The sequence below is a fragment of the Rothia mucilaginosa genome (assembly GCF_964211445.1).
Lineage (GTDB): Bacteria > Actinomycetota > Actinomycetes > Actinomycetales > Micrococcaceae > Rothia > Rothia mucilaginosa_E.
The window spans coordinates 19,977-41,087 of sequence record NZ_CAXOQT010000007.1; the positions used below are offsets into that span (position 1 = coordinate 19,977).

The 21,111-nt window shown below is 61.3% G+C and carries 17 protein-coding genes; 13 read left to right on the forward strand and 4 right to left on the reverse strand.

The window, feature by feature from the left end:
• The first annotated feature begins 5 nt into the window (after positions 1-5).
• The 11 genes from AB8E48_RS02750 (at position 6) to nrdR (ending at position 13,636) form a co-directional block, all read left to right on the forward strand.
• Positions 6-1,670, forward strand: coding sequence for a cell division protein FtsQ/DivIB (locus AB8E48_RS02750; protein WP_368885684.1), 1,665 nt, complete (start codon positions 6-8; stop codon positions 1,668-1,670).
• 196 nt (positions 1,671-1,866) lie between these two features.
• Positions 1,867-3,048, forward strand: a complete 1,182-nt coding sequence (gene ftsZ, locus AB8E48_RS02755) for a cell division protein FtsZ (RefSeq protein WP_005506541.1) — start codon at positions 1,867-1,869, stop codon at positions 3,046-3,048.
• Positions 3,049-3,198: 150 nt separating this feature from the next.
• Positions 3,199-4,047, forward strand: a complete 849-nt coding sequence (locus AB8E48_RS02760; RefSeq protein WP_368885685.1) for a polyphenol oxidase family protein — start codon at positions 3,199-3,201, stop codon at positions 4,045-4,047.
• 51 nt (positions 4,048-4,098) lie between these two features.
• Positions 4,099-4,932 (forward strand): YggS family pyridoxal phosphate-dependent enzyme, encoded by an 834-nt coding sequence (locus AB8E48_RS02765; RefSeq protein ID WP_368885686.1) that lies wholly within the window; start codon positions 4,099-4,101, stop codon positions 4,930-4,932.
• A gap of 610 nt (positions 4,933-5,542) precedes the next feature.
• Positions 5,543-6,025 (forward strand): cell division protein SepF, encoded by a 483-nt coding sequence (locus tag AB8E48_RS09065; protein WP_426699566.1) that lies wholly within the window; start codon positions 5,543-5,545, stop codon positions 6,023-6,025.
• A gap of 10 nt (positions 6,026-6,035) precedes the next feature.
• Entirely contained in the window at positions 6,036-6,335 is a 300-nt protein-coding gene (locus AB8E48_RS02775) for a YggT family protein (RefSeq protein WP_313987624.1), read from the forward strand.
• A gap of 487 nt (positions 6,336-6,822) precedes the next feature.
• On the forward strand, positions 6,823-7,365 hold the full coding sequence (locus AB8E48_RS02780) for a DivIVA domain-containing protein (protein WP_368885688.1): 543 nt from the start codon (positions 6,823-6,825) through the stop codon (positions 7,363-7,365).
• Positions 7,366-7,667: 302 nt separating this feature from the next.
• Positions 7,668-8,270: a signal peptidase II gene (gene lspA / locus AB8E48_RS02785; protein WP_368885689.1), complete on the forward strand. Its 603-nt coding sequence runs from the start codon at positions 7,668-7,670 to the stop codon at positions 8,268-8,270.
• Between the two features lie 117 nt (positions 8,271-8,387).
• Positions 8,388-9,374, forward strand: a complete 987-nt coding sequence (locus AB8E48_RS02790; RefSeq protein WP_368885690.1) for an RluA family pseudouridine synthase — start codon at positions 8,388-8,390, stop codon at positions 9,372-9,374.
• Positions 9,375-9,460: 86 nt separating this feature from the next.
• Positions 9,461-13,003 carry a DNA polymerase III subunit alpha gene (dnaE, locus tag AB8E48_RS02795; protein ID WP_297605319.1) on the forward strand — a complete coding sequence of 1,181 codons (3,543 nt, stop codon included), beginning with the start codon at positions 9,461-9,463 and terminating at the stop codon, positions 13,001-13,003.
• A gap of 177 nt (positions 13,004-13,180) precedes the next feature.
• A complete protein-coding gene (nrdR, locus tag AB8E48_RS02800; RefSeq protein ID WP_005506525.1) occupies positions 13,181-13,636 on the forward strand; it encodes a transcriptional regulator NrdR in 456 nt (151 codons plus the stop codon).
• Between the two features lie 302 nt (positions 13,637-13,938).
• Here the strand turns inward: nrdR and ppgK are convergent, their stop codons facing one another.
• Both ppgK and map read right to left on the reverse strand, forming a co-directional pair.
• Entirely contained in the window at positions 13,939-14,790 is an 852-nt protein-coding gene (ppgK, locus tag AB8E48_RS02805; protein WP_368885691.1) for a polyphosphate--glucose phosphotransferase, read from the reverse strand.
• A 133-nt stretch (positions 14,791-14,923) separates the two neighbouring features.
• Positions 14,924-15,835 carry a type I methionyl aminopeptidase gene (map, locus tag AB8E48_RS02810; protein ID WP_368885692.1) on the reverse strand — a complete coding sequence of 304 codons (912 nt, stop codon included), beginning with the start codon at positions 15,833-15,835 and terminating at the stop codon, positions 14,924-14,926.
• A gap of 242 nt (positions 15,836-16,077) precedes the next feature.
• Here map and AB8E48_RS02815 point away from each other — a divergent pair, with 242 nt between their 5' ends.
• Positions 16,078-16,335 (forward strand): hypothetical protein, encoded by a 258-nt coding sequence (locus AB8E48_RS02815; protein WP_368885693.1) that lies wholly within the window; start codon positions 16,078-16,080, stop codon positions 16,333-16,335.
• 154 nt (positions 16,336-16,489) lie between these two features.
• Here AB8E48_RS02815 and panB read toward each other — a convergent pair whose 3' ends face one another.
• Together panB and AB8E48_RS02825 are read right to left on the reverse strand one after the other, a co-directional pair.
• Entirely contained in the window at positions 16,490-17,404 is a 915-nt protein-coding gene (panB, locus tag AB8E48_RS02820; RefSeq protein WP_368885694.1) for a 3-methyl-2-oxobutanoate hydroxymethyltransferase, read from the reverse strand.
• 63 nt (positions 17,405-17,467) lie between these two features.
• Positions 17,468-19,300 carry a geranylgeranyl pyrophosphate synthase gene (locus AB8E48_RS02825; protein ID WP_368885695.1) on the reverse strand — a complete coding sequence of 611 codons (1,833 nt, stop codon included), beginning with the start codon at positions 19,298-19,300 and terminating at the stop codon, positions 17,468-17,470.
• A gap of 426 nt (positions 19,301-19,726) precedes the next feature.
• Between AB8E48_RS02825 and glnA the strand changes: the two genes are divergently transcribed.
• Entirely contained in the window at positions 19,727-21,067 is a 1,341-nt protein-coding gene (gene glnA / locus AB8E48_RS02830; RefSeq protein ID WP_298699571.1) for a type I glutamate--ammonia ligase, read from the forward strand.
• Positions 21,068-21,111 lie beyond the last annotated feature (44 nt).

A 21,111-nucleotide genomic window follows, 5' to 3' on the forward strand; every position in this document is an offset into this window, starting at 1 on the left:
TGCCGATGAGTTCTGGTCTCTCTTCGGAGGGGCATTCCTCCTCGCGCGTGCCGAAGGCCCCGCGTTCGCGTGCTCGTCTGCGTGCCCAGCAGGCAGCTGAGAACGCGCAGGGCGCGGCGGCACAGGCTGAGACTGTACAGACTGAATCTGTGCAGCTGCAGGCTACGCAGTCGCAGGCTGTGAAGAGCGCAGAGGCTGCTGGGGCTACAAAGCCCGCGGAAGCCACGAAGTCTGCAGAAGCCGTGAAGCCCGCCAAAGCTACCGCCTCCGAGGGCGCAACCCAGGCAGCCGCTAGCCAGTCTTCGAGCCCTGTTCGCCATGCGCCGCGTAAGCCCGTGGTGCATAAGGCTTCCGCTCAGCACGGTGCTGATTCTTCGGCACAGAAGAGCGCTGCAGCGGTGCATTCTTCGGCGCAGTCTTTGAAGGATTCGGTGCGTTCGGCTCTGATGACCGGTCGCACCGTGTCTGAGGTTGAGCACGCTCCCGAGCTTTTTGACGTAGAAGCTTTTGAGGATTCTTCGTCTAAAGCAACGTCTGCTCAGCCTGCATCTACTCAGGCAGCGTCCGCTCAGGCAGCGTCCGCTCAGGCAGCGTCCGCTCAGGATGAGAAGAGCGCCGGCAAGGACAGCGATAAGGGCTCTGACAAGAAGCCCGCCTCCGGTAAGGCATCTGCCGGCTCTGCTGAGTCTCGCGAAGAGCCTGCCGCCCAGAAGGCTGAGGAAAGCGCCGACAAGAGCACTGATAAGGCGGGGGAGAAGGCTGCTGAAGAGCCTCGCCCCACGAGCCGTTTCGGTCGTTGGCGTGCCGAGCGTGAGCAGCAGCGTGCCGCGGAGATTGAGAAGGAGCGTGAGCGTGCGAGCCGTCAGGCTCAGCGTGAGCGTCTGCGTCAGGATCCGGGCCTGGACGGTCTGCGTGCTGAGGAGCGCCCCCGTAAGGAGCGTGCGCCTCTGACCCGTGCCCGTAAGCTGCTGTACACCGCTTCGGCGCTGGTTATTATTGCGGTGCTGTACGTGGTGCTGGTCTTCTTCTCGCCTCTGTTGGCGACTCAGAAGATTACGGTGCGCGGCGCATCCCTGCTGGAGACCACTCAGGTGGAGCAGAAGCTGGAGCCCCTGCGCGGTGTTCCGCTCACTCGCATCGACGAGAAGAAGGTGCGTGAGCTGATCGGGCAGGATAACGTGATTCGTAGCGTGCAGGTGGAGAGCCGCCCGCCGCATGAGCTGGTGGTGACTCTGAAGGAGCGTACCGCGGTTGCGGTTGTGAAGCAGGGCGATACGTACCATACTGTTGATAGTGATGGTGTGAGCCTGCTGGAGTCGGCAACTCAGCCCGATACCTCGGTGCCGCTGGTGCGTTTCAGCGGTGATGACCCGCAGACTTCGGCTGAATTCCACACTATTTCTACGGCGCTTTCGGCGATGCCCTCTGAACTTTTAGCTCAGGTTAAGGAAGCCAGCGCTACCTCAACCTCAAGTATCACTCTAACCTTGAGGGATAATACTACGGTGCAGTGGGGAACCGCTGAAGAGAGCGAGTTGAAGGCTAAGGTTCTTCTCTCCCTGCGCCAGGCTATTGCCAAGCGTGCCCAGGAGGAGAAATCTTCCGAAGCACAGACGCAGAAGGTGACCGTCTATGACGTGTCTGCCCCGCGCGTACCGGTGACCCGCTAGGGGAACCATTCAGGCGCTTTATCCTCCCTTTTTGTGTGAAATCCGCAAAAAGAGGGGGTAATTGCGCTGTGTGACTAGGAACCAACAAAAACAGTTTGGTATCCTAGCAGATAAAGTCATTCTTTAGAGGAAACCTTCAGGCTTAGATTAAGCTGCGGGTCTTCCGAAGCTGGAACACGGAACAATCGAGGAATACATGGACGCTGGAACTCCCCAGAACTACTTGGCAGTCATCAAGGTCGTTGGTATCGGCGGCGGTGGCGTCAACGCAGTCAACCGCATGATTGAGGTTGGTCTGCGCGGCGTTGAGTTCATTGCTATCAACACTGACGCTCAGGCTCTGCTCATGTCCGATGCAGACGTTAAGCTGGACGTTGGTCGTGAGCTGACCCGCGGTCTTGGCGCGGGCGCAAACCCCGAGGTTGGCCGTCAGGCAGCCGAGGATCACGCGCAGGAAATTGAGGAAGTCCTCAAGGGCGCAGACATGGTCTTTGTGACCGCAGGTGAGGGCGGTGGCACCGGTACCGGTGGCGCACCCGTCGTGGCACGTATTGCCCGCTCCCTCGGCGCTCTGACCATTGGCGTGGTGACCCGCCCCTTCACCTTCGAGGGTCGTCGCCGCTCCAACCAGGCTGAGACCGGTATCGCTGCTCTGCGCGATGAGGTTGATACCCTGATCGTTATTCCGAACGACCGACTGCTGTCGATTTCGGATCGCAACGTCTCCATGCTGGACGCATTCAAGTCCGCTGACCAGGTTCTGCTCTCCGGTGTGCAGGGCATTACCGACCTGATCACCACCCCCGGCCTGATCAACCTTGACTTCGCTGACGTTAAGTCCGTCATGCAGGGTGCAGGTTCGGCTCTGATGGGTATCGGCTCGGCATCCGGTGAGGACCGCGCAGTGAAGGCAGCTGAGCTGGCTATCGCATCGCCGCTGCTGGAAGCATCCATCGACGGTGCACACGGCGTTCTGCTGTCCATTCAGGGTGGCTCCGACCTGGGTCTGTTCGAGATCAACGAGGCTGCACGCCTGGTTCAGGAAGTGGCTCACCCCGACGCAAACATCATCTTCGGTGCGGTTATTGACGACGCACTGGGCGATGAGGCTCGCGTGACCGTGATTGCTGCTGGCTTCGACGCAGTGAACCCGGAGACCAACTCCAACGCTTCCACTGCTGCTGCTACTCAGGCTCAGCGCACCCAGGCATCCTTCGGCGGTTCCACCGCTCCGGCTGCTAACGGCTACGGCTACAACGCACCCGCTGCTGCTCCGGCTTCCACCGGCGCTGCTGGCTTCGACGTTGACCTTCCCCCGGTTGTGGAGGAAGCTCCGGCTCGCCGCGACACCCTGGATGTCCCTGACTTCCTGAAGTAGTCTGCCCGGCTGTGAACGCCTAGGCGTTGCACGGCTGAGAGTCTTATGAAGCTATAGGGGAGCTGAGAAACACGCACTTTGTGCGGTTCTCGGCTCCCCTTTGCTATACCCGCCGTTATACCTGCTGACATCTGATGAAGGAATAGACCGATGAGCGACGCTCCCAAAACTCCGCTACTTGCCTCAGCCGATACCCGCACCTTGGGTTCTTGGCGTGTGCGGGTGGGTTTCACCTCCCGCGCGGCGGGCAACCTGGGTCTGCACGTGGACGATGAACTGGGTGGCGGTATGGATGCCTCCCTGGTGCGTACCCTCAACCACCGTGCCGCGCTGGAGGAAGCGCTGGGTACTGAGCCGTTCTTCTACCTGAACCAGGTGCACGGCGTGCAGATTGCTTACCCGGAAGACTACGAGGTGGAGTCCTACGCCCCCGGTGCCCCGCAGGAGCGCACCGTCGAGCGTGCCCGCGCGGTGCTGGAGAACTCACCGGTTGCCGATGCGGCGATTAGCACCGAGGGCGTGCCCCTGGCGATTATGGTTGCGGACTGCATCCCCGTGGTGCTTGTGGGTGAGCGGGTCGCGAACTGGCAACCAATCTTGGCGGTGGCTCACGCTGGCCGCCGAGGCCTGCTCGACGGCGTGCTCCAGCAGACCGTGCAGCGGATGCGTCAGCTTGGCGCGGAGAAAATTACCGCCTGGCTGGGTCCGAGCATTTGCGGTAGCTGCTACGAGGTGCCCGAGGCGATGCGCACCGAGTCCACCGAGCTGATTCCGCAGGTGCATTCGGTGACCGCCCAGCAGACCCCCGGTCTGGATCTGCCCGCCGGCGCCCGCGCCGTGCTGGAGGAGGCGGGCGTGCAGGTGAGCATGGACTGTGCGCAGTGCACCTTTGAGGAGCCCGAGGTGTATTCGCATCGCGGGTTCACGAACCGCGGTGAGAAGCCGGGCCGTATTGCGGGTCTGGTGTGGCTTGAGAAGCTTGCGGAGCCCGCCGCCTAGAGCTGCTAAAGACAGAGTCGCTAAAGATAGAGAGCCGCTGAAGGAGAGAAGATGTCTGAAATGAACACAGAAGAGAGCCTGCAGTACACTCCCGAACGTGCCGAGCAGTTGTTGCAGAACTACCGCCGCGTGCTTGAGCGCATCCGCACCGCAGAGCAGGACCATAGCGCGGTGCGCACCGAGGCGAGCGCCCCGGTGCAGCTGGTGACGGTCACGAAGTTTTTCCCCGCCTCCGACGCTGCGGCGCTGCTGGATGGGGGAGTGACCCTCTTCGGCGAGAACCGCGACCAGGAGGCGAGCGCGAAGGCTCGTGAGCTTGCCGCCTACTGCGCCCAGCGTGAGGTGCAGCCCCCGCACTGGGCGTTCATCGGCCAGCTGCAGACGAATAAGGCGAAGTCCGTGGTCAAGTACGCTTCCAGTGTGCATTCGGTGGACCGCCCCTCCCTGGCGGACGCTCTGGCGAAGGCGTACGCGAACCAGCTCTCCCGCTTTGAGGCGGGGGAGGCGCCCGCACCCGCCGCGGCGGAGCAGGGGGCGCTGACCTGCCTGGTGCAGGTGTCCCTGGCGGAGGTTGCGACCGCTGGCCACGCCGCCGAGGGTGCGCGCGGTGGTACGAGTGCATCCGAGCTTCTGGAGCTGGTGGAGCGCATTGAGAACCACGAGCACCTGCGTTGCGGTGGCGTGATGGCGGTGGCGCCGCTGGGCATGAACCCGGATGAGGCGTTCGAGAAGCTGTACGGCTTGGCGTCGCTGGTGCGTGAGCAGGTACCGCATGCGACTGAGATTTCCGCCGGCATGAGCGGCGACCTGGAGGCGGCGGTGCGTTGGGGTTCAACCTGCGTGCGTGTGGGTAGCGACATTATGGGTCAGCGCCCGGCGCTCTAAACCCTATTCAACCGCGACCCTTCAAAGGTTATAGTTCCGGGCCTGCTGTTCGGTGGCATAATCATCGGTGCCCTGACCGCCCGCGCGGGGTGGGCGCTGGTAATATATACATGCCGGTGCATGACGTACCGTCACGCACACACACCTTCTGATGAAGCACCACGGCAGACCCTGTACACCACAAGCAAAGAACAGCGAGAGAATCATGGCGAAGCAAAGCCGTCTGGCGGGTTTCCTCGGCCTGGAACGATACCAGGACGCCGAGGCGACGCCGGAAGAATCCCCGCAGGCTGTGCAGGCTGACACCCGCAGGGAGGCAAACGCCTCCGCAGGGCAGGCTGCTACAGCACAGAAGACCGAGGGCCCTAACCGGCTCTCAGCACTGCCCGGCTCGGCACAGTACAGCAACAGTGCAGTCGAGCCGCAGAGCGAAACCTACCACCAGCAGGACGAACCCGCCTATACTGAACAGGAAGAGTACCTGCAGGCTGATAGCTACGATGACGGTACAGAAACCGAGTATCTGGACGCAGAAGAACCTGCCGACGGACGAGCAACCGTAGATGCAGCGGCACACGCCACCGCTCATACACCTGAAACCACAGCTGACCTGGCAGAAACCGAACAGACCTGGGACGACGCCAGCGCAGACAATTGGGAGGACACCCCGGTGCCGAATACCGAATACACCGAGCAGTACGCCGAGACGTACTCCAACGACGGCTACTACGAAGAGGGCTACGCGCCCGAAGAAACCAACGGATACACCTACGGTTACGAGGAAGAAGAGGACGAATTGCGTCGTATCACCACTATCCACCCCCGCTCCTACAATGACGCAAAGATCATTGGTGAGGCATTCCGCGAGAACATCCCCGTGATTATGAACGTGGAAGAGATGCCCGACGCAGACGCCAAGCGCCTGGTGGACTTCGCCTCCGGTCTGGCATTCGCTCTGGAAGGCCGCATTGAGCGCGTCACCGCTAAGGTGTTCCTGCTGACCCCCTCCAACCTGGAGGTTCTGGGTGTGGCTAACTCTGAGGTTCCCGCCGGCTTCGAGACCGACGGCGAATTCCCCTTCGACCAGGGCTAAGGACTGATAGATGGGTTATCTTTTCGCCCTCATTACGATCGTTGTCTACGTTCTCTACATTGCGATGCTGCTGCGCATGCTCTTTGACTGGGTGCGCATGTTCGCTCCGGAATGGCGGCCCAAGGGCATTGTGTTGCTGTTCGCCAGCGGCGTGTACGCGGTGACTGACTGGCCGATGAACCAGCTGCGCCGCCTGATCCCGCCGGTTCGTGTAGGTAACGTTGCGTTGGACACCGGCTTCCTGATTCTGATTGTTCTGTTGTCTTTCCTGCTGAGCATCATGATGCGGGCAACCGCGGCGTTCTCCTAAACCGCCCATCCGGTCGACCCGTTCGGTCGAGGAGCTAGAGAGCTAGATTTTTGAGCCCCGCCTGCGTTTGGCGTCCCTCAGGGGATGGAGCGCCGGCGGGGTTTTCTACGTCTGGGCTCTGAATCTATGCTTGGGTTCTGTGCCCGGGTTTTCAGCGAATGGGGAGCGCCAAAATGCCTCCTCGAAAACCTTCTCAAAATGCACCGCAGGGCAGAAAACTCAAGGGGGACAAACGGGGACTAGGACGGATATTAGACGTGGTGAATCCCACCCTTGCGCAGAGCGAATATTTTACGGTTCAACCGACGTATAACCGGGTACAGAAACCAAAGAATAGTAGAATTGGTGCCAACGACTGCATCGCGGCATAGCCATGCCCTGAGTCATTGGGACCCTGAATTATTGGGGCCATGACCTATCTGGCTGGTGAATCCGCGGCACTCAACTTCATCACCAAACCCCGTAGGGATACCTAGAGGAGAAGCCCATGGCAATCACCCCCGAAGACCTGATCACTAAGAGCTTCAAGATCGTTACCGAAGAGGCCGGTTACGACCGCAATGAGGTCGACGACTTCCTGGATGAGCTCGTTGTCGAACTGCGCGCACTCTACTCCGAGCGTGACGCCCTGGAGCGCCAGGTGGAGCAGCTCTCCGCAAACGCGCCCGATTCCCCCGCAGCGGCTGTAGCACCCGCACAGTCCTCGGCTGCACCGGCAGCGGCACCTCAGGATGCGGCAGCACTGCTCGCTATGGCTCAGAAGGTTCACGACGACTACGTGGCACAGGGTGAGAAGGCTAAGGCTGAACTGCTCGAAGAGGCAGAGAAGAAGGCAGACGCTATGGTGAGCGAAGCTCAGCAGCAGCGCGAAGAGGTTCTCTCTCGCCTCACCGACGAGAAGGAAGAGCTGGAGATCGCTGTTGAGGCTCTGCGCGGCTTCGAGAGCCGTTACCGCTCCAAGCTGCTGCAGCACCTGGACGCACAGGTTCAGGAGCTGAAGAACCTCAAGTCCATCGAGGCTTCCGCATAAATCAGCGTGCCTAAATAAGCTAACGACGCTAAGCTAACGACGCTTTGAGGCGTATGCCGCCCGGATTCTTTCTCTTCCACCGCTATTCACCGGGGAAGATTGAGAGAACCGGGCGGTATTCTCATACCCGCCCGGCACGGCGCAATAACCCAGCGTGAGAAGCGGGGGAGAGCACCCGCCACATCACCGCCGAATACTCGATGGTCTACCCCGATTTGCTAAGCTAGAGGGGCACTATCGAACGGTACCGCACCCGGTTTGCGTTCGGGCGCGCAGCAACCGGCACAGACTAGAGGAGAGCTATGACCAACACCCCCAATACCGCTGAATCCTCAGTCTCACACACCGCAGGAAAGGCTGACGGACGCCGCGTGCGCATCCTCTCGGGACGCTCCGCGGGGATTCTTGCGCTCGTGCTTGCAGCCGTTGTGTTTGCCATCGACCAGGGCACCAAATACCTGGTGGTCACCCAGATGCAGCTGGGGGAGCGCATCACCGTTATCGACGGGTTGCTGTGGTGGTATTCGATTCGTAACTCCGGTGCCGCATTCAGCATGGGCGAGAACGTCACCTGGATTTTCACGCTTGTCATGGTTGCCGCCGCAGCTGTGGTGCTCTACCTGCTGCGCCGCACCCGTGCCCTGTCCTGGACCCTCGCGCTGGGCGGTCTGCTCGGCGGTATCTGCGGCAACCTTTTCGACCGTCTCTTCCGTGAGCCCGGCTTCGGTTCCGGTCACGTGGTCGACTTTATTTCCGTACCGAACTTCGCAATTTTCAATATTGCAGACTCCGCAATCTGCGTGTGCATGGCATTCATCGTGCTACTGAACTTCAAGGGCCTGAACCTCAACGGAACCCGTGTGCAGGCTGACGATAAGAGCACCGACGAAAAGAGCTCCGAGTAGCGCCCCGCCCCGGCCACGCGCCGACGGCTACCTTGCCGACACATGCGCCTATAGATGTTCTCACACAGACCCCTCGCACACAGACACCCCAGACAACACCACCCGAAGGAGAGCCGCATGAGCGAAACCACCAACGCCGCAGAAGATTCTGCACGCATCCGCGCCGAATTCACCGTTGAAGGCGCGCTTGCCGGTATGCGCCTGGACGCCGCGCTCGCCGGCGCCCTCGATGCGCCCCGAACCCGCACCTCCGGGTGGATTCGTGACGGCCACGTGACCGTCACCAACAACGGCAAGGCCGTGAAGATCGGCAAGTCCTACAAGCTTTCCGCAGGCGACGAGGTCGTCGTGGACGCACCCGCACCGCGCGATTTGGCGGACATCCGCCCCGAGAAGGTGGACGGCTTCCGCATCGTGCACCTGGACGACGACATCGTTGTGGTGGATAAGCCCGCAGGCGTGGCGGCTCACCCCTCGCCGGGCTGGCACGGCCCCACCGTCATCTCCGCGCTCATGGGCGAAGGCATTTCGGTTGCCACCTCCGGCGCGGCAGAGCGCCAGGGCATTGTGCACCGCCTGGACGTGGGCACCAGCGGCCTGATGGTCGTAGCCCGCAGCGAACGCGCCTACACCGAACTCAAGCGAGCCTTCAAGGAACGCACCGTGGACAAGGTCTACCACACCCTCGTGCAGGGTCTGCCCGACCCGCTGCGCGGCACTATCGACGCGCCCATCGGCCGCCACCCCGGCAACGAGTGGAAGTTCGCCGTGGTCGAGGACGGCCGTAACTCCATCACCCACTACGATGTGCTCGAAGCCTTCGGCCCCGCATCGCTGGTGGAGGTGCACCTGGAAACCGGACGCACCCACCAGATTCGTGTGCACTTCTCGGCACTGCGCCACCCCTGCTGCGGCGACCTGACCTACGGTGCCGACCCGCGCTTTAGCGCCGAACTGGGACTGACCCGCCAGTGGCTGCACGCGCACCGCCTGGGCTTCGATCACCCCGGTACCGGCGAGCGCGTAACCTTCACCAGCGAGTACCCGCTCGATTTGTCCTACGCGCTGACCGCTCTGCGCGAGGGCAACGTCAAACTCGGCTAGCTATAGCCGCTCGCGGGCTGATACCCCGCCGCACACAGCTTCACATTCACCGCCCATCCTCCAGCCCACACCTCCAGGAGATATCCGTGGCAACCAAAGAATTTACGCACCTGCACGTGCACACCGAGTACTCCATGCTCGACGGTGCCGCGCGCCTGGGTGACCTGTTCACCCACGCTAAAGAACTCGGCATGAAGTCCATGGCGACCAGTGACCACGGCTTCCTCTTTGGCGCCTTCGACTTCTGGCGCCAGGCTAAAGCGCACGACATCAAGCCCATCATTGGTGTGGAGGCGTACTTGACCCCCGGCACGCACCGTACCGACCGTTCGCGTGTGCGCTGGGGCGATGGCTCCCGCGATGACGTGTCCGGTGGTGGCGCGTACACCCACATGACCATGTGGGCTGAGACCACCGAGGGCATGCACAACCTGTTCCGTGCCTCCTCGATTGCGTCGCTGGAAGGCCAGCTGTACAAGCCGCGTATGGACCGTGAGGTGCTGCAGACCTACTCGAAGGGCCTGATTGCGACCACCGGCTGTCCCTCCGGTGAGGTTCAGACCCGCCTGCGTCTGGGCCAGTTCGATGAGGCGGTCCAGGCGGCGAGCGAATTCCGCGATATTTTCGGCAAGGACAACTTCTACTGCGAGGTCATGGACCACGGCCTGGACATTGAACGCAATGTCCAGGAGGATTTGCACCGCCTCGCCAAGAAGCTGAACCTGCCATTCGTCGCCACCAACGACCTGCACTACACCCGCCAGGAAGACCACACCGCCCACGCGGCGCTGCTGTGCGTGCAGTCCGGCTCGACCCTCACCGACCCCAAGCGCTTCAAATTCGACGCGGATAACTTCTACCTGCGCTCGGCAGAAGAAATGTACGCCCTGTTCGGCGACATTCCCGGCGCGTGCGAGAACACCCTCGAAATCGCTGAACGCTGCAACGTGGAGTTCAACACCAAGGCGAACTACATGCCGAACTTCCCCGTGCCCGAGGGTGAAAACGAGGAATCCTGGTTCGTGAAGGAGGTCGAGAAGGGCCTGCACTACCGCTTCCCGGACGGTGTGCCTGACAAGGTGCGTAAGCAGGCTGAGTACGAGGTGGGGGTTATTACCTCCATGGGCTTCCCCGGCTACTTCCTCGTGGTCGCCGACTTTATCAACTGGGCTAAGCGCAACGGTATTCGCGTGGGCCCCGGCCGTGGCTCCGGTGCGGGCTCCATGGTTGCGTACGCGATGCGTATTACCGACCTGAACCCGCTCGACCACGACCTGATCTTCGAGCGATTCCTCAACCCCGACCGCGTCTCCATGCCCGACTTCGATGTGGACTTTGACGATCGTCGCCGCGGCGAAGTCATCGACTACGTGACCGAAAAGTACGGTGAAGAGAAGGTCGCACAGATCGTCACCTTCGGCACCATTAAGGCGAAGCAGGCGCTCAAGGACGCCTCCCGCGTGATGGACCAGCCGTACTCGGTCGGAGAGCGCCTCACCAAGGCGATGCCGCCGGACGTCATGGGTAAGAACATCGCCCTGGCGAACGTGTACAACGAAGAGGATAAGCGTTACGCCGAGGCGGCAGATTTGCGCGCCCTCATTGAGGACCCGGTCGATAAGATTTACGGCCAGGTGTTTGAAACCGCGAAGGGCCTGGAGGGTCTGAAGCGTCAGTGGGGTGTGCACGCTGCGGGCGTGATTATGTCCAGCAAGGACCTCGTGGACGTCATCCCGGTGATGCGCCGCGAGGCGGACGGCCAGGTGATTACCCAGTTCGATTACCCCACCTGTGAGGGCCTGGGCCTGATCAAGATGGATTTCTTGGGCCTGCGTAACCTCACCATCATCTCCGATGCTGTGGAGAACATTAAGTCGAACCGTGGCATTGACCTGGACCTTGAGTCTCTGCCGCTGGATGACCCGGAATCGTACCGTCTGCTGGCGCGCGGCGACACCCTCGGCGTGTTCCAGCTCGATGGTGGCCCGATGCGCTCGCTGCTGAAGCTCATGGAGCCCGAGGAGTTCGAGCACATTTCGGCAGTGTTGGCGCTGTACCGTCCCGGTCCGATGGGTGCGAACTCGCATACTAACTACGCTCTGCGTAAGAACGGTAAGCAGGAGATTGAGCCGATTCACCCCGAGCTGGAAGAGCCGCTGAAGGACATTCTGGACACCACCTACGGCCTGATTGTGTATCAGGAGCAGGTTATGGCGATTGCTCAGAAGGTCGCGAACTACACTCTGGGTGAGGCAGACTTGCTGCGCCGTGCGATGGGTAAGAAGAAGAAGGCGGAGCTGGATAAGCAGTACGCTACCTTCCACGACGGTATGATTTCTAACGGCTACTCTGAGGGCGCTGTTAAGGCGCTCTGGGATATTCTGCTGCCGTTCTCTGACTACGCGTTTAACAAGGCGCACACGGCTGCGTATGGTCTGGTGTCGTACTGGACTGCGTACCTGAAGGCGCACTTCCCGCAGGAGTACATGGCTGCTCTGCTGACCAGTGTGGGCGATAACAAGGACAAGCTCGCACTGTACCTGAACGAGTGCCGCGCCATGGGCATTACCGTGCTCGCCCCGGACGTGAACGAATCCACCCTGACGTTTGCCCCTGTCGGCGATGATATCCGCTTTGGTATGGGCGCGATTCGTAACGTGGGCGCGAACGTGGTCGAGGGTATGATTGCCGCTCGCGAGGAGAAGGGCCGCTACGAGTCCTTCAACGACTTCCTGAAGAAGGTTCCGCTGCAGGTGTGCAATAAGCGCACCATCGAATCGCTCATCAAGGCGGGCGCCTTCGACGACCTGGGTCACACCCGCCGTTCCCTGTCCCTCATCCACGAGGCGGCAGTGGACGCTGCCGTGGCGGTCAAGCGTAAGGAGGCGGCGGGCCAGTTCGACCTCTTCGGCTCTCTCGGCATGGATGACGCCCTGGGCGACGAGCTGACCGTGACCATCCCGGACGTGCCCGACTGGGACCGCCGCGAGAAGCTGAACTTTGAGCGTGACATGCTGGGCCTGTACGTTTCGGACCACCCGTTGCGCGGCCTGGAACGTGCGCTCTCGGATGCCGCAACCCATTCGGTGCACGACATCATCGGTGAAGACTCGCACGTGCGCGACGGCGAAACCGTCACCATCGCGGGCATGCTCACCGGTGTTTCGCGCCGTATCGCCAAGTCCAGCGGCAACCAGTACGCCTCCGTGGAACTGGAAGACCCCTCGGGCGCAACCATCACGGTCATGTTCTTCTCCCGCGCCTACGAGACGATGGGCGCCGCCCTGGCGGACGACCTCATCTGCTCGATTCGTGGCCGCGTGCAGCGCCGCGATGACGGCAGCGTGAACATGAGCGCCCAGGAACTGCAGATCCTGGAAATCAGCGATGACGGCCGCGCCGCACCTATCACCATCGTGGTTCCCGAGTACCTGGTGACCGAGGCGAACCTGAAGGAGCTGAAGGAGACTCTGCGCGACCACAAGGGCACCGCGGATGTGCGCATGCTCATCCGCACCCGCGATAAGGAGCAGCTGGTGCTTCTGGACGCGAGCGTGCGTGTGGAACCGAACCCGAGCCTCTTCGGTGAAATCAAGACGATTTTCGGTCCGAGCTGCATTAGACGCTAAAGATATATAACCCCGCTCAGAGGGGAATGACAGGGTGGATTCTGCATAGCAGAGTCCACCCTGAGCGTATATTCACTCACACCATACGGTGTATCCGCTGTATATCACGGTAGAATAGGTATAAATATTCTTGAGCGCTGTATACGCGGGCGCTAGCGCCCAGCCAAGGAGAAACGAATGTACTGCCCCTATTGCAAGCACACCGACTCGCGCGTGGTGGATTCCCGCACCACCGATGACGGCGCCGCAATTCGCCGCCGCCGCCAGTGCACCTCCTGCGCTCGCCGCTTCACGACCGTTGAAACCACCACCATTTCGGTGATTAAGCGTTCCGGCGTGACCGAGCCCTTCGACCGTTCGAAGATTGCCGCCGGCGTGCGTAAGGCATGCCAGGGCCGCCCCGTGGGTGAGGACGATTTGGCGAAGCTCGCCCAGGAGGTTGAGGAGCTGATTCGTGCCCGCGGTCTGGCGGAGATTAACGCGCACGAGGTGGGTCTGACCATCCTGGAGCCGCTGTCGAAGCTGGACGCGGTCGCGTACCTGCGTTTTGCGAGCGTGTACCAGGCGTTTGAGAACCTTGAAGACTTTGAGGAGGCGATTGCGCGTCTGCGTGAGGACCGCATCGCCCAGTAATTGGCTAGCCCAGTAACTAGCTAAACCGGCTGCCGCTAAATATGAGCGGCGGTATACAGAAGGGACCGCCTTCCGAATGACTCGGAAGACGGTCCCTTTGTGCGTCTATGAAGCGCTATCCGAGACGGATAGCAGGAAGCTTCTTACGCTTCGCCGCGGCGCTGACGCGGCCGCGGGTCAAGCGGGTTCAGGAAAACCTTATGCTTCGCCGCGGCGCTGACGCGGCCGCGGGTCAAGCGGGTTCAGGAAAACCTTATGCTTCGCCGCGGCGCTGACGCGGCCGCGGATGGGCTGAGGAGACCTTACGCCTCGCCGCGGCGCTGACGCTCCGGCAGCATACCGCCAGCCCACAGTGCCGCACCCACGATACCCGCGTTGTTACGCAGGGCAGCCATGACCATGGGGGTACGAATCTGATCCTCAAAGTAGGGCATGAACTTCTCGGGGTTCTTGGAGATGCCGCCGCCAATGATGAACAGGTCGGGGGAGAAGAGCATCTGAACGTGCTCGAAGTAGCGGTACAGGCGCTTGCCGTACTTCTTCCAGGACAGCTCGTGCACCTCGCGGGCGCGAGCGGAAGCCTGAGACTCGGCGTTGTGGCCGTCAAGCTCCAGGTGGCCCAGCTCGGTGTTCGGGATCAGCTTACCGTCGTTGATGAGGGCGGAGCCAATGCCGGTGCCCAGGGTGATGACAGCAATCAGACCGTCACGGTTACGGCCCTGACCGTAGGTTGCCTCAGCCAAACCGGCTGCGTCAGCGTCGTTGAGGCCGTAGACGGTGCGGCCGCCCAGAGCCTCGCTCATGACCTGCTCCAGGTCGGTGTTAATCCAGGAGTCGTCCACGTTCGCTGCGGAGAAGACCATGCCGTTCTTCACCACTGCGGGGAAGTCAATGCCGACAGCCGACTCGGGGTCCGGCGCCAGGTCGCGGCCCTGCAGCTCATCAACTACGCGGCGTACAACATCAGCCACAGCGGCGGGGGTTGCGGGCTTGGGGGTGTCGATGCGGAAGCGGTCGGACACGAGGTTACCGGTGCGCAGGTCGACGATGCCGCCCTTAATGCCGGTGCCTCCAATGTCCACACCAATCTGCAGGTCCTTGGGGGTGGGGGCAGGCAGCTCGTTGATGACGCCGGGTTCTGCGTAATCGCTCATGGTTTTCTCTCTCTTTCACCCCGCCTACTGCCGTATAACCGGGGAGCGGGCGGGCTTGTCAGTGGGTGAATTGATATAAAAAGTGAGGTGCTGGGCTTGAACCTGTACAGGTAGGAAACCCAGGGGGCTGCGCTTAGGGCAGGGTCAGGATGTCCGCGCCGTCAGCAGTCACCACGAGGGTGTGCTCGAACTGCGCGGTGCGCTTGCGGTCGCGGGTGACCACGGTCCAGTCGTCATCCCACAGGTCCCATTCGATGGTGCCGAGGGTCAGCATGGGCTCGATGGTGAAAATCATGCCCTCGCGAATCTCGGTGTCGTAGGCGGGTGCCGCATCGTAGTGGGGGATGATGAGGCCCGAGTGGAACTCACGACCCACACCGTGGCCGGTGTAGTCGCGGACCACGCCGTAACCGAAGCGAGCCGCATACTTCTCAATGACGCGACCAATCACGTTGATCTGGCGGCCCGGCTTCACAGCCTTAATCGCGCGGTTCAGGGACTCCTCGGTGCGCTCAACCAGCAGGCGGGACTCTTCGTCCACGTTGCCGATGAGCAGGGTCTTGTTGGTGTCGCCGTGCATGCCGTCCAGGTATGCGGTGACGTCCAGATTGAGAATGTCACCGTCTTCCAGCACGGTGGTGTCCGGAATACCGTGGCAGATGACCTCGTTCAGGGAGGTGCACACGGACTTCGGGTAGCCGCGGTAATCCACGGTGGAGGGGTACGCGCCGTGGTCACAAATGTATTCGTGGACCAGCACGTCAATCTCGTCGGTGGTAGTGCCGGGCACGCAAATCTTGGATGCTTCAACGATGGCGCCTGCCGCAATCTTGCCGGCTGCGCGAACCCGCTCAACTTCCTCGGGGGTGTACATGTTCGAGTCGTTACCCTCGTTGGCGGTGGGCTTACCCACGTACTCGGGGCGAACAATGTGCGAGGGAACCGGGCGCATCGGGCTGACGTGTCCGGGGGTCAGGCAACCGACGGGTGCACGACCGGGCTCTGCGGGTAGGTTATGCGAAGTATTCGTTTTGGTTGAAGACATAGTTTCATCTTACCGGGCGTGGGCGGTTTGTGTCCCTTGCGCAGGCGCTAAAAAGCGGCGGATACATAAGCCGTACCTTTTTCCCAGATTGTGAATAAAATTTCACGGCTGCCGGCGCCGGGACAGGGAACTAGGAAGAGGCCGTGGAAGCGCGGTGCGTGAGGCCGCCCCTGCCTCATTGCTACACGGGTACGCGTGTGAGATGCTAGACATACTGACTCAATACCGTCGAAGGAGAACCCATGAGTGAGAAGAAAAACCACCTGAGCGAAGCTATCGAATCGGCAGTCGAGAAGACCCTGAACGCAGCTGCCGACGCCACCAGCCCCCACGCTGACGAATACTGGTACAACCTTGCCACCGGTGAGGTTGAGCGAGGCCAGCAGAGCGCCGTCACCTCTCTGTGGGGCCCCTTCAAGACCTATGAGGAGGCGGCACACGCCATGGACCGCGCTCGCGAACGCAACGAGGAGTGGGACAAGGACGGCGGCCTGATCTAAAGTCCAGCTTTAAGCCCAGCAAACGTTCTGCATGCATGCGTCTAAAAGAGGCAGAAAAACAGATACAGAAAGACCCCCGAACCCGGAACACCGGATACGGGGGTCTTCGCCTTTTCTAAAGCCTTCTTCTAAAGCTTCCTTCTAAAGCTAAAGCCTATTCAAAGGTGTGCTCTGCCGCCGGGAACTCACCCGAACGAACCTGCTCACGGTAGGCGCGGGCGGCATCCTCCATGACCTTGCCGACCTGCGCGAACTGCTTCACGAAGCGCGGCACGCGGCCCTCACGCAGGCCCATCATGTCCTGCCAGACCAGCACCTGGCCGGTCGTCACGTTTGACGCTCCAATACCGATGGTCGGCACCGCGCCCACCGCCTCATCTACGCGGCGTGCGGTCTCGGTGGTCACCATCTCCATGAGCACGCAGAACGCGCCAGCCTCAGCCAGAGCCACCGCATCCTCACGAACACGCTCGGCAGCCTCGCCGCGACCCTGCACGCGGAAACCGCCCAGGGCGTGCTCCGACTGCGGGGTGAAACCAACATGCGCCACCACCGGAATACCGGTACGCACCAGGGCACGAACCCACTCGGTCATCGACGCATCTGCCTCAATCTTGACCGCGTGCGCGCCGCCCTCCTTCATCAGGCGAACAGCGCTCGCCACCGCCTGCTGCGGCGACTGCTCATAAGAACCAAACGGCAGGTCAGCAACCACCATGGCGCGGGAGGCACCGCGAGAAACCGCCGCGACCATCGGAATCATCTCATCCAGGGTAATGGTCAGGGTCGACTCGTAACCGAGCACCACGTTCGCCGCGGAATCACCCACCAGCAGCATCTCGATACCCGCGCGATCAAAAATCTGCGCGGTCAGAGCGTCATAGCAGGTCAGCATGGAGAACTTCTGCCCGGTCGCCTTAGCCTGCGCCAGGTGAACGGTACGCACCTTCTTGACGGCATCCAGGTCAAAAGGCTTCGATGCAGAAGCGGGTGCGGGAGCAGCCGCGGAGGTAGCGGCAGGCTGCGCCGCGTAGGGTGAAGAGATCTCGGAAGAATGCTCAGTAGTCATGCTGACTATTCTAACCCTGCACGGCTCCAACCTGGCGTACCGCTCACCACGGGGGAACTGTCCCTAGTTCCAGATGAGGTTAATGTAGTAGGTCGGGAACGACGCAGCAGCGTTCTTATTCATCATTTCCGGAACAGCGGAAGAAGCATCACTAAACTCACGCGGCAAATCGCGCTGAATGAGTGCTTGCTGCACCAGGGCATCCCAGTAGACCTGGGTGACCGAGTAGGTGCAGACTTCCTTCACGACGTCCTCCGCGTAGGACTCCCACGCCTTACGCGCCGCATCATCAGAGCCGAAGAAACCCTCATAACCCTGAGACAGGCCCGTATCGCAGGCGCTCACCGCGTTCTTCGAGTACTGCAGCCAGTAGCTACGGCTCAGCTCATCCGAAGTGTTGAACGTGAACGCCTCGTAGTCTGCCTTCAGCAGGGCGTAGGATGCCTGGATAGAACCGGCGAGCGGGGCGTGCGAGGAGAAGACAATAACGTCCAGAAGAGCGGCAATGTACTCCATCTGCGCCTTCTCATACGCAATACCGGAAGGCTGAACCGGACCAGAATGCATCTGCACCAGGCCCTCCACAGCGTTGATGAAACGCTGAACATCGGCGGTTGCCTTCACCATCAAATTCAGCAGACGCTGAACACGCTGATAATCCTCAGAAATCTGCGAGAACAAACCATACGACAGGATGCTGCGCTCCGAAGCTGCCGCCGCCAGAACCTGGCTCGTCAGACGCTGGCTTTCTGCCTCAGCCTTCGCCACGCTCAGCAGTAGGGCACCGCAATAGGCCAAGGCACGGCGATCCACCAGCTGAGGCTGCTGCTGATGCAGCGGCAGAAGACGCTCGTGAATCTGACGGAAAATCGCGCTCTGCGCCAGAGCCTTCTTACCCAGCTCCTCAGTCTTCAGCAGCACCGTATCCGCCGAGAAATCACGCGGAACAAAACGGCGCGCATCCTCAGCGGTAAACGGCGAATAGGGGCGACCCATCAGCGGCTGCAACAGCGACATCGTGGTAAACAACGAAAAACGAGCCGACACCGGGTACAGCGAATCCGGGTAGTTCGGCGCATCCACCGCATTCACGCGCTCCGTGCACAGCGTCAGCCAGGTCTGCTCCACCGCCCGATCAGACCTAATGCCAAGACCCATACCCAGAATGCCCTCGCCGAACGCCTCCGAAGGGAGCTTGCCGGGGTTCATCTGACGCACCTGCATCTGCGCCAACGCCAGCTCCACCGTATAGTTCGCGCGGCGCTTCTTGCCCGCCTCATCAAGGTGCTGGAACGGACGCATACCCGCGATTTTCTGAGCGCGCGCCTGCGTGTGCAGCTCCTTGCTCATCGCGAACTGCTGCGGGTTACGCTGCATCATCTTCGACACCTCGTACGCGCTCTTACGGTTCAGCTTCTCGCGGCGCTGAGCGCCCTCAGCCGACAGCGCATCATACTTGCCGCGGGTTGCGTGCACATACCAGGCACGAATCAGCTGAAGCGGCAGGAAGAAGAACGCGAACTTCCACGACCACGTAAACAGAAGAATCGGAATGACCGCAATAGAGCCCACACGACCCGTATAACCGAGCCAAATAAGCTCCACAAACGCACCCACCAGCGCAAAGAACGCCACGGTGCGAGTCCTAAACGCCACGCGGGAGGGGCGGTCCAGCAGGTAAGTCGTGCCGCCAGACTTGTTGTTCCTCATGACCAGCGGACCAAACGCCGCAATCGCCATAATGCACGCTAGGTACACAACGCAGAAAACAACCGGTGCCGCAATGAGCAGCAGCCACTCTAAACCGGTGGGGTCAGCAGCCACGATGCCGGTCGCCAACGGAAGCTGCGCCAGCGGAAGCTGTACGGTCGAGGGAAGAAGAATGGAATGTAGCATGCTCCCATTATCGCAAGGCGGCCCCGAACACGCCCCGCGAACCGTCATCTGCTAGGTATCTGGGCACAACCTACACCCACACAGCGGAAAAAGCGGGGGAGGGGTCACCCCCCCTCCGGTACCGCCCAGAACCTGAGCTACCGAGGTGCAAGAGCGAGAATTTACACAAACGAAACCTCCCACCCGCGCGACGCACAGCAGAACCCGATAGGCTAGATAACAACAGGACACACGCCGGGGCAAGGAGGCGCCAGCACCGCTGGTACGCCGCCCGCCGGAACGACGGTGAAAACCGCTGAAAGTTCAGCGGAACCCACCGGGTCGCTCCCGCACTATACATCCTCGTCTCGGTACACAATTCAGCGCGCCTCCGCCGCCCGCAGACGGGTACCACGCGGATGCACGCCCGCACCGAGAGGGCAACTCATGGACCGTCAACAGGAATTCGTACTGCGCACCATCGAAGAGCGCGACATCCGCTTTATCCGCCTCTGGTTCACCGACGTGGTCGGCACCCTCAAGTCCGTCGCGCTCGCGCCCGCCGAGGTAGAAAGCGCCTTCGACGAGGGCCTGGGCTTTGACGGCTCCTCGATTGAGGGATTCTCCCGCATCTACGAATCCGACATGCTGCTGCAGCCAGACCCCTCCACCTTCCAGATTCTGCCCTGGCGCGGCGAGGAAGACTACACCTCCCGCATGTTCTGCGACGTGCTCACCCCCGACGGCGAGATCAGCGCCTCCGACACCCGCGGCGTGCTCAAGCGCGTGCTCAACAAGGCCGCGGAGATGGGCTTCACCTGCTACACCTCGCCTGAAATTGAGTTCTACCTGCTTGAATCCTCCAAGCTTGGTGCCGACGGATTCCCCGTGCCCGTGGACTACGAATCCTACTTCGATCACACCCCCGGCGGTATTGTGCAGGACTTCCGCCGCAAGGCAGTGACCATGCTCGAAGAGGTCGGCATCTCCGTCGAATTCAGCCACCACGAAACCGGCCCCGGCCAGAACGAAATCGACCTGCGCCACGCCGACGCCCTGCAGACCGCCGACAACGTCATGACCTTCCGCACCGTCATCAAGGAAGTTGCCTACTCGCTCGGCATGTACGCAACCTTCATGCCCAAGCCCTTCACCAAGTACGCCGGTAGCGGCATGCACACCCACTTCTCCCTCTTCGAAGGTGACACCAACGCATTCTTCGAGGCTGGTGCCGAATACCAGCTCTCCAAGACCGCACGTCACTTCATCGCCGGTGTGCTCAAGCACGCCCCCGAATTCACCTCGGTTACCAACCAGTTCATCAACTCCTACAAGCGCCTCTGGGGCGGCGGCGAGGCACCCTCCTACGTCTCCTGGGGTCACAACAACCGCTCCGCACTCGTGCGCGTGCCCCTGTACAAGCCGAACAAGATGCAGTCCGCCCGTATCGAGTACCGCGGCCTGGACTCGGCATCGAACCCGTACCTCGCCTACGCGGTGATTCTCGCCGCCGGCCTGAAGGGTATCGAGAACGAGTACCCGCTCATGCCCGCCGTGACCGAGGACCTCGCCGCCATGACCAACGCCGAACGCCGCGCGATGGGCTACAACCCGCTGCCCGCCTCCCTGCGTGAAGCTATTAATATCACCGAGGAATCCGAGTTCATGGCGGAGGTTCTGGGCGAGCAGGTCTTCGAGCAGTTCCTGCGCAATAAGCGCGCCGACTGGGACCAGTATCAGGCTCAGGTGACCCCCTACGAGCTCAAGCACAACCTCGGAATCCTCTAATCGCTGGATTCTTTAGCCTCCTCGCATGATGAGTGACCGCTGAC

What these genes read in the sequence shown, in the direction of transcription:
- AB8E48_RS02750 (WP_368885684.1), top strand. Translation starts at nt 6, where the DNA reads ATGAGTTCTGGTCTCTCTTCGGAGGGGCATTCCTCCTCGCGCGTGCCG.
- AB8E48_RS02765 (WP_368885686.1), top strand. Translation starts at nt 4,099, where the DNA reads ATGTCTGAAATGAACACAGAAGAGAGCCTGCAGTACACTCCCGAACGT.
- glnA (WP_298699571.1), top strand. Translation starts at nt 19,727, where the DNA reads ATGGACCGTCAACAGGAATTCGTACTGCGCACCATCGAAGAGCGCGAC.
- panB (WP_368885694.1), bottom strand. Translation starts at nt 17,404, where the DNA reads ATGACTACTGAGCATTCTTCCGAGATCTCTTCACCCTACGCGGCGCAG.
- lspA (WP_368885689.1), top strand. Translation starts at nt 7,668, where the DNA reads ATGACCAACACCCCCAATACCGCTGAATCCTCAGTCTCACACACCGCA.
- AB8E48_RS02790 (WP_368885690.1), top strand. Translation starts at nt 8,388, where the DNA reads ATGAGCGAAACCACCAACGCCGCAGAAGATTCTGCACGCATCCGCGCC.
- AB8E48_RS02815 (WP_368885693.1), top strand. Translation starts at nt 16,078, where the DNA reads ATGAGTGAGAAGAAAAACCACCTGAGCGAAGCTATCGAATCGGCAGTC.
- AB8E48_RS02775 (WP_313987624.1), top strand. Translation starts at nt 6,036, where the DNA reads ATGGGTTATCTTTTCGCCCTCATTACGATCGTTGTCTACGTTCTCTAC.
- nrdR (WP_005506525.1), top strand. Translation starts at nt 13,181, where the DNA reads ATGTACTGCCCCTATTGCAAGCACACCGACTCGCGCGTGGTGGATTCC.
- map (WP_368885692.1), bottom strand. Translation starts at nt 15,835, where the DNA reads ATGTCTTCAACCAAAACGAATACTTCGCATAACCTACCCGCAGAGCCC.
- AB8E48_RS02825 (WP_368885695.1), bottom strand. Translation starts at nt 19,300, where the DNA reads ATGCTACATTCCATTCTTCTTCCCTCGACCGTACAGCTTCCGCTGGCG.
- AB8E48_RS02760 (WP_368885685.1), top strand. Translation starts at nt 3,199, where the DNA reads ATGAGCGACGCTCCCAAAACTCCGCTACTTGCCTCAGCCGATACCCGC.
- ftsZ (WP_005506541.1), top strand. Translation starts at nt 1,867, where the DNA reads ATGGACGCTGGAACTCCCCAGAACTACTTGGCAGTCATCAAGGTCGTT.
- AB8E48_RS02780 (WP_368885688.1), top strand. Translation starts at nt 6,823, where the DNA reads ATGGCAATCACCCCCGAAGACCTGATCACTAAGAGCTTCAAGATCGTT.
- ppgK (WP_368885691.1), bottom strand. Translation starts at nt 14,790, where the DNA reads ATGAGCGATTACGCAGAACCCGGCGTCATCAACGAGCTGCCTGCCCCC.